The sequence below is a fragment of the Pseudomonas sp. NPDC089401 genome (genome assembly GCF_044749485.1).
In the GTDB taxonomy this organism is placed as follows: domain Bacteria; phylum Pseudomonadota; class Gammaproteobacteria; order Pseudomonadales; family Pseudomonadaceae; genus Aquipseudomonas.
Genome location: NZ_JBIVIA010000017.1, coordinates 86,866 through 100,140, shown reverse-complemented (window position 1 = coordinate 100,140; position 13,275 = coordinate 86,866). Strand labels below are relative to the sequence as shown.

The following is a 13,275-nucleotide window of genomic DNA, read 5'->3' as shown; positions in this document are numbered from 1 at the left end:
GCTGTTGCAGCGGCTGCCGGTGCTGCAAGACGAGGAACGCCAGCGGGTGCTGGTGGACTTCAACGACACGGCGGTGGATTACGACCTTGAGCAGACCTTGCATGGCTTGATCGAGGCGCAAGTGTTGCGCACGCCCGAGGCCGTTGCGGTTCGGGCCGAAGAAGGTTCGTTGAGCTATCGCCAGCTCAACGAGCAGGCCAACCGCCTGGCGCATCACCTGATCGGCTTGGGCGTCAAACCCGATGATCGCGTGGCGATCTGTGTCGAGCGTGGGCTGTCGATGGTGGTTGGCTTGCTGGCCATCCTCAAGGCCGGGGGCGCCTATGTGCCGGTCGATCCGGATTACCCGGTCGAGCGGGTGCGTCATATGCTCACCGACAGCGCGCCGGTGGCGGTGCTTGTGCATGCGGCTACCCGTCATGTACCGGAGGGCGAGGTGATCGATCTGGATCAGCCGGTCTGGAACGATCAGCTTTCGAGCAACCCGGTGGTTGCGGGGCTGACCCCACGCCACCTCGCTTACGTCATCTACACCTCGGGCTCGACCGGCCTGCCGAAGGGCGTGATGAACGAACATGCGGGCGTGGTGAACCGCCTGTTGTGGATGCAGGACGCCTACAAGCTGGGCGCCGACGATGTGGTGTTGCAGAAGACCCCGTTCAGTTTCGATGTCTCGGTGTGGGAATTCCTCTGGCCGTTGCAGACCGGCGCACGCCTGGTCATGGCCCGCCCCGGAGGCCACCGCGATCCGGAATACCTGCGCCAGGTCATCCAGGACGAAGCCGTCACCACCTTGCACTTCGTCCCGTCGATGCTGGATGTGTTCCTGTCCTCCGCAGAGAGCACTACCCCTGTAGGAGCGGGTTCACCCGCGAAGAATCCAACTCGGTGTATGGCACCGGCTTCGCCGGTGTTCGCGGGTAAACCCGCTCCCACAGGTACGGCGCAAGCCCTCAAGAGGGTGGTGTGCAGTGGGGAGGCTTTGCCGGGGAGCCTAGTACGGCGCTTCCACGAGCAGTTGCCAGAAGTCGAACTGCACAACCTCTACGGCCCGACCGAAGCCGCCGTGGACGTCAGCGCCTGGCACTGCCTTACCGCTCCGGACAACACCCCGATCGGCCACCCCATCGCCAACACCACCCTGTACATCCTCGACCCCCACGGCCAACCTGTGCCCCCGGGTGTGGCCGGCGAGCTGTACATCGGTGGCGTCCAGGTCGCCCGCGGCTACCTCAACCGCGCCGAACTGACCGCCGAACGCTTCATCGACGACCCGTTCGTCCCCGGCGGCCGCCTGTACCGCACCGGCGACCTGGCCCGTCATCTGGCCGACGGCAACATCGAATACCTGGGCCGCAACGACGACCAGGTGAAACTGCGCGGTCTGCGCGTCGAGCTGGGGGAAATCCAGGCCGGCCTGACGGCCATCGAAGGCATCAAGGAAGCCGTGGTGGTCGCCCGCGACCAGCGCCTGATCGCCTACTACACCGGCGAAGCGCAAGCCGTGGAGACCCTGCGCACGGCCTTGCTCGCCCACCTGCCGGAGTTCATGGTGCCTGCGCAGTTCATGCACCTCGAAGCCTTGCCCCTGAGCCCCAACGGCAAGCTCGACCGCAAGGCACTGCCGCAACCCGACGCACTCGAAGACCGCCCCTACGAAGCCCCGGAAGGCGAAACCGAAACCCTGCTGGCCGCGCTCTGGTGCGAGCTGCTGGGCGTCGAGCGGGTAGGGCGCCACGACAACTTCTTCGCGCTGGGCGGCCATTCACTGTTGGCCGTGACCCTGACCTCCCGACTGCGCGAACAAGGCCTGGACGCCGACGTGCGCGCACTGTTCGAACAACCGACCCTGGCCGGCTACGCAGCCATCACAGACAGCATGGAGATCGTCCTGTGAGCATCAATCAACTCCTGGCGACGCTTGTCGCCAACAATGTCCAGCTCGCGCTCAAGGATGGCCAGCTGGTGGTCCAGGGCAACCGCAAGGCCCTGACCGACCCGGCCCTGGTGGCACGCCTGCGCGAGCACAAGCCGGCGCTGATCGCGCTGCTGGAAAGCGGCGAGTATGTGGCTGTGAGGCAGGGCGCGGTGCAGGTGCCGGGCAACCTGATCGCCCCCGGCTGCAGGCGAATCACCCCGGATCTGGTCAATCTCGTCGAACTGCAACAGGGCACCCTGGACCGCCTGATCGCCGAGATCCCCGGTGGCGCCGCCAATGTGCAGGACATCTACCCCCTGGCGCCGTTGCAGCAGGGCATGCTGTTCCACCACGCCAGCGCCACCGGCCACGACCCCTACGTGATGCAGGCGCGCTTCGTGTTCGCCAGCGAGGCGCGCCTGCAGGCGTTTGCCGATGCCCTGCGCGGGGTGGTGGCGCGCCACGACATCCTGCGCACATCGGTGCACTGGGAGGGGCTGGAAACGCCGTTGCAGGTGGTCTGGCGCGAGGCCGAACTGCTTGTGCTCGACCTGCCGCAGGAAGACCCGGCGCGCAGCTGGCTCGATTTGACCCAGGCACCCCTGATCCGCCTGCTGCGCGAGGCCCCCGAGGCCGACGGCAGGCTCAGCGCCACCTTGCAGTTCCACCATATCGCCATGGACCACAGCGCGCTGGACGTGGTGCGCCAGGAACTGATCGCCTTCCTCAGCGGCCAGGGCGAGCAGTTGGGCGCGCCCGTGCCGTTTCGCAATTACGTGGCGCAGGCGGTGCTCGGCATCAGCGAAGCGCAGCACGAAGCGTTCTTCCGCGAGATGCTCGGTGATATCGATGCGTCGACCCTGGCCTACGACATCCAGGACGTGCAGGGCGATGGCGAGCCCCACAACGAGCACGCGCTCGACCTGCCATTGGCACTGTGCCAGCGCCTGCGTGCCCATGCCCGTAGTCTCGGCGTCAGTGTCGCTAGCCTGTTCCACCTGGCCTGGGGACGGGTGTTGGGCGGCCTGACCGGGCGCGATCAGGTGGTGTTCGGCACGGTGCTGATGGGCCGCCTGCTCGGCGCCGAGGCCACCGATCGGGCGCTGGGTATCTTCATCAACACCTTGCCGCTGCGGGTGGACCTGGCCGGCTGTGACCTGCCGACGGCGATCCGCGCCACCCACCAGCGGCTCAGCGCGCTGATGCGCCACGAGCACGCGCCGCTGGCCCTGGCCCAGCGTTGCAGCGGGGTGGCGGCCCCGGCGCCGCTGTTCAACGCGCTGCTCAATTATCGCCACAGTGCGCTGGCGGCCGCCGAGCCGCGCCGGGCAGCGCTGGCGGGCATCGATATCGTCGACTCCGCCGAGGCCACCAACTACCCGCTGACCCTGAGCGTCGACGACCTGGGCGAAGCCTTCCGCCTGACCCTGCTGGCCAGTGCCCAGGTGCCGGCCGAGCGCGTCTGCGCCTATCTGCAACAGACCCTGGAAAACCTGCTGCAAACCCCGCAGGCCCAGGTGCTGGGGTTGCCGATGCTGCCGGATGGCGAGCGCCAGACGCTGCTGGAGGGGTTCAATGACTATCCGGCCAGCTTCGAGGCCAGGCTGACGCTGCATCAACGCATCGAACGGCAGGCGCACGCTCACCCAGGCAGCATCGCCGCCAGCTGTGGCGAGCACAGCTTGAGCTACGGCGAACTCGACCAGCAGGCCAACGCGCTGGCGCAGCGGTTGATCGAACTGGGCGTACGCCCCGACGACCGCGTGGCACTGGTCGCCCGCCGCAGCCTGGAGACGCTGGTCGGCCTGCTGGCCGTGCTCAAGGCCGGTGCCGGCTACGTGCCGGTCGACCCGGCGCATCCGGATGAGCGGGTACACTACCTGCTGGGTGACAGCGCGCCGGTGGTGGTGCTGACCCAGCAGGCGCTGCGCCACCGTCTGGGGGCGGTCGAGGTGCCGGTGCTGCTGCTCGACCGGCCGGACTGGCCCACCCGCACGCACAGCCCGGTGGTGCCCGGGCTGAACGCAAGCCACCTGGCCTACGTCATCTACACCTCCGGCTCCACCGGCCAGCCCAAGGGCGTGATGGTCGAGCACCGCACGGTCAACAACCTGGTGGACTGGCACTGCCGCACCTTCGACCTGTGCCACGGCCGCCACACCTCGTGCCTGGCCGGTTTCGGCTTCGACGCCATGGCCTGGGAGGTCTGGCCGGCGCTGTGCGCGGGGGCCACGCTGCACCTGGCGCCACCGGCGCACGGCAACGAAGACCTCGATGCCATGCTCGCCTGGTGGCGCAGCCAACCGCTGGACGTCAGCTTCCTGCCCACGCCGGTGGCCGAATACGCCTTCAGCCAGCAACTCGAACACCCGACCCTGCGCACCTTGCTGATCGGCGGCGACCGCCTGCGCCAGTTCAACCGCAGCCAACGCTTTGCCGTGGTCAACAACTATGGCCCGACCGAGACCACCGTGGTCGCCAGCTCCGGCGTGGTCGAGGCGGGCGCGGTGCTGCACATCGGCCGGCCGCTGGACAACGCCCGCCTGTACGTGCTCGACCCGCAGCGCCAGCCGGTGCCGCTGGGCGTGCCCGGCGAGCTGTACATCGGCGGCGCCGGGGTTGCCCGAGGCTACCTGAACCGCCCCGAACTGACCGCCGAACGTTTCCTCGACGACCCCTTCGCCACGGGCGGGCGCATGTACCGCAGCGGCGACCTGGTGCGCTGGCTGGCCGACGGCACCCTCGATTACCTGGGGCGCAACGACGACCAGGTGAAGATCCGCGGCGTGCGCATCGAGCTGGGCGAAATCGAAAACCGCCTGGCCCGCCTGCCGGGGATCAACGAGGCGGTGGTGCTGGCCCGCGAAGACCAGCCCGGCCAACCGCGCCTGGTCGCCTACTTCACGCCCCAGGCCGAGGTCGAGGCGGCCTCGCCCGAGGGGCTGCGGGCGCAACTGCAGGCGTGCCTGCCGGAGTACATGGTGCCGGTGGCGTTCGTGCAGTTGCCGGTGCTGCCGCTGACCGCCAACGGCAAGCTCGACCGCCGCGCGCTGCCCAGACCCGAACGTTCGGCGCTGTTCGAGCAAGGCTACGAAGCCCCGCAGGGCGAACTGGAAGCTGCCCTGGCGCTGATCTGGTCGGAACTCTTGCAGGTCGAGCGGGTGGGCCGACGCGACCACTTCTTCAGCCTCGGCGGCCATTCGCTGCTGGCCATGCGCATGGTGTCCCAGGTGCGCCTGCGCCTGGGCGTGGAACTGACCCTGGCCGAGCTGTTCGCCAATGCCGAACTGGCGGCGGTGGCCGAAGTCCTGGCCGGCGCCGGGCGCAGCGCCTTGCCGGCGATCCTGCCGGTGCCGCGCGAACAGCCGTTGCCGATGTCGTTCGCCCAGCAGCGGCTGTGGTTCCTGGCCCAGATGGAGGGCGGCAACCAGGCCTACAACGTGCCCTTGGCCCTGGGCCTGCGCGGGCCGCTGGATGACGATGCGCTGGAATGCGCGTTGCTGCGCATCGTCGAGCGCCACGAAACCCTGCGCAGCCGTTTCGTGCCGCGCGACGACAGTGCCGAGGTGATCATCGCCAGCACACCGGGGGATGGCTGGTTCCAGCGCGAGGATCTCCACCCCGAGGCCCTGGCGGGCAGGCTGCGTGATGCTGCCGGCGCGCCGTTCGACCTGGCCCACGGGCCGCTGCTGCGGGCGCGCTTGTTGCGCCTGGGCACCGACCATCACGTGCTGGCCCTGACCGTGCACCACATCGTTGCCGACGGTTGGTCGCTGGGCGTGCTCACGCAGGAACTCGGTGCCCTGTACCCGGCGCTGTGCCAGGGCCTGGAAGACCCGCTGCCGGCGTTGCCCATCCAGTATGGTGACTACGCGGTCTGGCAGCGCCGCTGGCTGGCGGGCGAGCAGTTGCAGCGCCAGGCCGACTACTGGCGCCAGGCGCTGGACGGCGCGCCGAGCCTGCTCAAGCTGCCCTGCGACCGGCCACGGCCCGAGCGCCAGGATTTTGCCGGGGCCAGCCTGGCATTGGCGCTGGACCCGCGCCTTGCCGCCGGCCTGCGCACCCTGGCCCAGCGCCATGGGGTGACCCTGTACATGACCGTGCTGGGCGCCTGGGCGGCGTTGCTGGGCCGGCTTTGCGGGCAGGCGGAGGTGGTCATCGGTTGCCCGGTGGCCGGGCGTGGCCACGCCGAGCTCGAAGCGCTGGCCGGCCTGTTCGTCAACACCCTGGCCATCCGCATCGACAGCGCCAGCGCGGCGACCACCGAGGCCTTGCTGCGCCAGGTCAAGGCGCAGGTGCTGAACGCCCAGGCGCACCAGGACCTGCCCTTCGAGCAAGTGGTCGAGATCGTGCGGCCTGCCCGCAGCCTGGGCCATACGCCGCTGTTCCAGGCCACCCTCAACTGGCAGGCCACCCAGGGCGCCGCCTTGCAGTTGCAAGGCTTGCAGCTGGAAGCCGTGGCCCAGGCCGGGCAGGTGGCCAAGTTCGACCTGACCCTGAACCTCGGCGAGCACGGCGACCGGCTGGCCGGCAGCCTCGACTACGCCACGGCGCTGTTCGACGAGGCGACCGTGCGCCGCTACCTCGGTTACTTCGAGGCCCTGCTGTGGGCCATGGTCGGCAATGACCAGGCGCTGCTGGAACAGGTCGACCTGGTCGGCGCGGACGAGCGCCAGATGTTGCTGCACGCCTTCAATGCCACGGGCAACGATTACCCGCGCGAGGAGAGCATTGCCCGCCTGTTCGAGCAGCGCGTCGCCCGTCATCCGCTCGCCCTGGCGGCCGTGGAAGGCCAGCAGGCCCTGAGTTACGGCGAGCTCAACCAGCAGGCCAACCACCTGGCCCATCACCTGCTGGCCGCAGGCGTGAACCCCGGCGATTGCGTGGCGATCCTGCTGCCGCGCTCGCTGGCGCTGCTGGTCGCGCAGTTGGCGGTGCTCAAGTGCGCGGCCGTGTATGTGCCGCTGGACATCCATGCGCCGGCCGAGCGCCAAGGGTTCATGGTCGAGGATTGCCAGGCCGCCGCCTTGCTGACGCTGGGTGACAGCGAGGCCGACTTCCCGGTGCGGCGTATCGACATCGACCGACTTTCGCTGGGCGACCAGCCGACGCACAACCCCTGCCTGGAGCCGGACGCCGGCAGCGCGGCCTACGTGATGTACACCTCCGGCACCACCGGCAAGCCCAAGGGTGTATGCGTGCCGCACAGGGGCATCGCGCGCCTGGTGCTGAACAACGGCTTTGCCGATTTCGAGGCCGGCGACCGTGTCGCCTTTGCTTCCAACCCGGCCTTCGATGCCAGCACCCTGGACGTCTGGGGTGCGCTGCTCAACGGCGCCCAGGTGCGGGTGATCGACCACGCCACCCTGGTCGATCCGCAACGCTTCGCGGCGGCGTTGGTGGACGAGGGCATCAGCGTGCTGTTCCTGACCACCGCGCTGTTCAACCAGTACGTGCAGTTGATCCCCGAGGCGCTGGCGGGCCTGCGCATTCTCATGAGCGGGGGCGAACGGGCCGAGCCTGCGGCCTTCCGCGCCATGCTCGCGCGGGCGCCGCGGCTGCGCCTGGTCAATGGCTACGGCCCGACCGAGACCACCACCTTCGCCAGCACTTGCACGGTGCGCGAGCTGGCGAGCGATGCCCTGCACGTGCCCATCGGCCGGCCCATCGGCAATACCCGGGTGTATGTGCTCGATGCCCATCGTCAGCTGGTCCCGCGTGGCGTGGTCGGCGAGTTGTACATCGGCGGCGACGGCGTGGCCCTGGGTTACCTCAACCGCCCCGAGCTGACTGCCGAGCGCTTCGTCGACAGCCCGTTCGCCAGTGGCGAGCGCCTGTACCGCACCGGCGACCTGGTGCGCTGGCAGGCCGATGGCCAGCTGGAGTGCCTGGGGCGCAACGATGACCAGGTGAAGATTCGCGGCTTCCGCATCGAACTGGGGGAGATCGAGCAGCAACTGGCGCAGTGCCCGGGCGTCGGCGAGGCAGTGGTGATGGCCCTGGCGGACGGGCAGGGGCCGTTGCGCCTGGTGGCCTGGTTCAGCTGCCAGCAGGCTGGGCTCGATGCCGGCAGCGTGCGTGGCTTCCTGCGCGGGCGCCTGCCCGACTACATGCTGCCCGGCGCCTACGTGGCGCTGGCGCGCATGCCGCTGAACCACAACGGCAAGGTCGACCGCCAGGCGCTGCCGCCGCCGGGGCCGCAGGACTTTACCGCCGTGGCCTTCGAGGCGCCGCAAGGCCGGCGCGAGCAAGTGCTGGCCGAACTCTGGGGCGAGCTGCTGCACCTGCACCAGGTCGGCCGCCACGACCGCTTCTTCGAGCTCGGCGGCCATTCGCTGCTGGCCATGCGCATGCTGGCCCAGGTGCGTCAGCGCCTGGGGCTGGAGCTGGAGCTGGCCGAACTGTTCGCCGACGACAGCCTGGCGGCGGTCGCGGCGAGCCTGGGCAGCCATGCCGAGCGCGCATTGCCGGCGATCCAGCCCGGCCCTCGACTGGGCAGCCTGCCGTTGTCGTTCGCCCAGCAGCGCCTGTGGTTCCTGGCACAGCTGGCCGAAGGCAGCGCCGCCTACCACATTCCCATCGGCCTGCACCTGCAGGGCGCGCTGGATGCACTGGCACTGGAGCGCGCCCTGCGCCGCATCATCGAGCGTCACGAGAGCCTGCGCAGCCATTTCGTCGAGCAGGACGGCGAACCGCGGGTGCTGCTGGCAGCCGATGCCCGGGGCTTCCAGTTTGCGGTAGAGGCCGTGGGCGATCTGGACGAGCCCGCGCTGGAACGGCTGATCGCACAGGAGGCCCGGCAACCCTTTGCCCTGAACCATGACTTGCCGATCCGTGGCCGCCTGCTGCAGCGCGGGCAGCACCAGCACCTGCTGCTGCTGACCGTGCACCACCTGGTGGCCGATGGCTGGTCGCTGGGCGTGCTGGTGCGCGAGCTGGGCGCCCTGTACCCGGCCTTCGCCAACGACGCTGAAGACCCGTTGCCGGCGTTGCCGGTGCAGTACCTGGACTATGCCCTGTGGCAGCGCCGCTGGCTGAGCGCCGAGGCCTTGCAGCGCCAGGCAGATTACTGGCGTGACCAATTGGCCGGGGCGCCGACCCTGGTCAGCCTGCCCTGGGACCGGCCACGGCCGGAGCGTCAGCAGTATGCCGGTGACAGCGTGGCGATCGCTTTCGATCCACGCCTGAGTGCCGAACTCAAGGCCATGTGTCGGGCCCAGGGCGTGACCCCGTACATGCTGTTCATGGCCGCCTGGGCGGTGCTGCTGACGCGGCTGGCCGGGCAGGACGAGGTGGTGATCGGCTCGCCGCTGGCCAACCGTCGCCAGGCCGAGGTCGATGGCCTGATCGGCATGTTCGTCAATTCCATTGCCCTGCGCCTGGACACCTCGGGTGCGCCGGACGTGGCCACGCTGCTCAGCCGGGTCAAGGCCACCGTGCTGGCGGCCCAGGCGCACCAGGACCTGCCGTTCGAGCAGGTGGTCGAAGCGCTGCGCCCGTCGCGCAGCCTGGCCCATACACCGCTGTACCAGGTGTCGCTGGACTGGGACGCCAACCCCGAGCGCCAGGCGTTGCAACTGGGGGCGCTGCAGGTGACGGCGGTGGGCGGGCAGGCGAGCATCGCCAAGTTCGACCTGAGCCTGTGCCTGGGCGAGAGCGCCGAAGGCTTCAGTGGGGGCATGGTGTACGCCACGGCGCTGTTCGAGCGGGCTACGGTCGAGCGTTACGTGGGGTATCTGGAACAGTTGCTGTGGACCTTTGCCGAAGGCGCGCAGGCCGTGCCCGCGCTTACGGCGTTGCTGGATGCCAGTGAGCGCAGCCGGCTGCTGCTGGCGTTCAACGATACGGCGGTGGATTACGACCTTGAGCAGACCTTGCATGGCTTGATCGAGGCGCAAGTGTTGCGCACGCCCGAGGCCGTTGCGGTTCGGGCCGAAGAAGGTTCGTTGAGCTATCGCCAGCTCAACGAGCAGGCCAACCGCCTGGCGCATTACCTGATCGGCTTGGGCGTCAAACCCGATGATCGCGTGGCGATCTGTGTCGAGCGCGGGTTGTCGATGGTGGTTGGCTTGCTGGCCATTCTCAAGGCCGGGGGGGCCTATGTGCCGGTCGATCCGGATTACCCGGCCGAGCGGGTGCGTCATATGCTCACCGACAGCGCGCCGGTGGCGGTGCTTGTGCATGCGGCTACCCGCCATGTGCCGGAGGGCGAGGTGATCGATCTGGATCAGCCGGTCTGGAACGATCAGCCGGCAAGCAACCCGGTGGTTGCGGGGCTGACCCCACGCCACCTCGCTTACGTCATCTACACCTCGGGTTCGACCGGCCTGCCGAAGGGCGTGATGAACGAACATGCGGGTGTGGTGAACCGCCTGCTGTGGATGCAGGACGCCTACGAGCTGGGCGCGGACGATGTGGTGTTGCAGAAGACCCCGTTCAGCTTCGACGTGTCGGTGTGGGAATTCCTCTGGCCGTTGCAGACCGGCGCACGCCTGGTCATGGCCCGCCCTGGCGGCCACCGCGATCCGGAATACCTGCGCCAGGTCATCCAGGACGAAGCCGTCACCACCTTGCACTTCGTCCCCTCGATGCTGGATGTGTTCCTGTCCTCCGCAGAGAGCACTATCCCTGTAGGAGCGGGTTCACCCGCGAACACCGGCGAAGCCGGTGCCATCTACCGAGTTGGATTCTTCGCGGGTAAACCCGCTCCCACAGCCCTGAAGAGGGTGGTGTGCAGTGGGGAGGCACTGCCGGGCAGCCTGGTACGGCGCTTCCACGAGCAGTTGCCAGAAGTCGAACTGCACAACCTCTACGGCCCGACCGAAGCCGCCGTAGACGTCAGTGCCTGGCACTGCCTCACCGCCCCGGACAACACCCCGATCGGTAAACCCATCGCCAACACCACCCTGTACATCCTCGACCCCCAAGGCCAACCCGTGCCCCAGGGTGTGGCCGGCGAGCTATACATCGGCGGCGTCCAGGTCGCCCGCGGCTACCTCAACCGCGCCGAACTGACCGCCGAACGCTTCATCGACGACCCGTTCGTCCCCGGCGGCCGGCTGTACCGCACCGGCGACCTGGCTCGCCATCTGGCCGACGGCAACATCGAATACCTGGGCCGCAACGATGACCAGGTGAAACTGCGCGGCCTGCGCGTCGAGCTGGGCGAAATCCAGGCCGGCCTGACTGCCCTCGAAGGCATCAAGGAAGCCGTGGTGGTAGCCCGCGAACAACGCCTGATCGCCTACTACACCGGCGAAGTGCAAACCGCCGAAACCGTGCGCACGGCCTTGCTCGCCCACCTGCCGGAGTTCATGGTGCCTGCGCAGTTCATGCACCTCGAAGCCTTGCCCCTGAGCCCCAACGGCAAGCTCGACCGCAAGGCACTGCCACAACCCGACGCACTCGAAGACCGCCCCTACGAAGCCCCGGAAGGGGAAACCGAAACCCTGCTGGCCGCGCTCTGGTGCGAACTGCTGGGCGTCGAGCGGGTAGGGCGCCACGACAACTTCTTCGAGCTGGGTGGCCACTCCCTGGCGGCTATCCGCCTGGTCGACAAGCTCGCCAAGGCCGGCTTGCCCACCGCGATCAACGACGTGTTCCAGCAACCCAGCGTGACCACGCTGGCGCGTCATCTGGACGCCAGCCGCGTCGGCCAGGCGCAAACCCTGGTCACCGTCCGCGCAACCGGCAATCAGGCGCCGCTGTTCCTGGTCCACGAGTTCACCGGCCTGGACTTCTACTTCCCGGTCCTCGGCCAGCACCTGGTGGGCGATTTCCCGGTGTATGGCCTGCCAGGCATCCCCTGCGGCCAGGCGCAGCCACGCACGCTGGAATGCCTGGCCCGCTATCAGGTCGAGCAACTGCGCAAGGTCCAGCCCCATGGCCCGTATCGCCTGGCAGGCTGGTCGTTCGGCGGAGTGCTGGCGTTGGAGATGGCCAACCAGCTGTTGGGGGCCGACGAGCAGGTCGAGTTCCTCGGCCTGATCGACACCTATGTGCCGCGCCTGGCCGACCAGGGCAAGGCGCGCTGGCAGGGCGCGCAGGCCCTGGAGCGCCAGTTGCTGCTCAATTGCAGCAGCTTCTGGCGCACCCAGGGCGATGCCGGGCTCGCGCCGTTGGCGCAGCTGCAACGTCTGGAAAGCGAGCAGGCCGATTTTGCCAGCCTGCTGGCCAGTTGCCGGCAGCAGCACCTGCTCTATGGCCTGTGGTCGAGCATGGACGATGAACAGCTGCGGCACTATTTCGAGCGCGAACTGGCCCATGGTCACGCCATGGCCCACTACCGCCTGGCGCCGCTGGACCTGCCGCTGCACCTGTTCCGTGCCGAGCAGGACAGCGCCAGCCGTGGCTGGCGCGAAGCGCTGCCGGCCCAGGCGTTGCTCGAGATCGCCGTGCCCGGCGACCACCGCAGCATGATGCAGGCGCCACACGTGGCGGCGCTTGGCAATGCGATAAGCCAGGCGCTCGCTGGCTTGGTGCAATCCACCGGACAAGCTGCCGCCTGCCAGCCGCTGGTGGCGATCCAGACGGGCCAGCCGGACCACGCGCCGGTGTTCTGCGTACCTGGCGCTGGCGACAGCGTCACCAGCTTCATCGGCCTGGCCGAGGCGCTGGGGCCGGACTGGCCGCTTTATGGCCTGCAGGCCCGGGGCCTGGATGGCAGTGCGGTACCGCATGCGACCGTGGAGGCCGCTGCCGAGCATCACCTGCAAGCGATCGAGGCGCTTTACCCGCAAGGGCCGCTGAACCTGGTCGGGCACTCGTTCGGCGGCTGGGTGGCGCACGCCATGGCGGCGCGTTTCGAGGCCAAGGGCCGGGTGGTGCGTTCGCTGACCTTGGTCGACAGCGAGGCGCCTGGTGCAGGCGGCTCGTGCGGCCGGCCGTACACCTTCGGCGAGGCGCTGGAGAAGTTGATCCAGGCGTTGCAGCTGTCCACCGGCAAGGCCCTCGGCATCGAGCCGCTGGCCTTTGCCCAGGCCAGTGACGACGAACAGCTGCGCCAGCTGCACGCGGCCATGGTGCGTATCGGGCTGCTACCCGCGCGCTCGGCCCCGCGGGTACTCGACGGCACCGTGCGCACCTTCGCCACGGCGCTGCGCACGGTGTATCGACCGGCGCTGGGCTACAGCGGCCCGGTGGGCCTGGTGCTGGTGGACGACCCGGGCCTGGATGCGCCGGCCAATGCCTGCGAGCAGGCGGCCATGCAGGCGGGCTGGCAGGCGCTGATGCCGCAGCTGGCGCTGTGGCAGGGGCCGGGCGACCACTTCAGCATCCTCAAGGTACCGGACGTGTTCAGCCTGGCAGCCTGGTGGCATGACGGCCAGGCGTTGCAGCAGGCCAAGGTGACCCCATAA

Annotated in this window: 2 protein-coding genes (1 of these 2 only partly in view); both read left to right on the top strand. The window is 68.9% G+C overall.

The window, feature by feature from the left end:
* Nucleotides 1–1,897, top strand: partial view of a non-ribosomal peptide synthase/polyketide synthase gene (locus ACIP21_RS27055; protein ID WP_400694437.1) — the 3' end only. The gene continues 20,573 nt to the left of window position 1, outside the view; the window shows 1,897 of its 22,470 coding nt (coding positions 20,574–22,470); its start codon lies beyond the left edge, outside the window; it ends in the stop codon at nt 1,895–1,897.
* Nucleotides 1,894–13,275, top strand: coding sequence for an amino acid adenylation domain-containing protein (locus ACIP21_RS27050; RefSeq protein WP_400694436.1), 11,382 nt, complete (start codon nt 1,894–1,896; stop codon nt 13,273–13,275). Before ACIP21_RS27055 ends, ACIP21_RS27050 begins: the two co-directional genes overlap by 4 nt.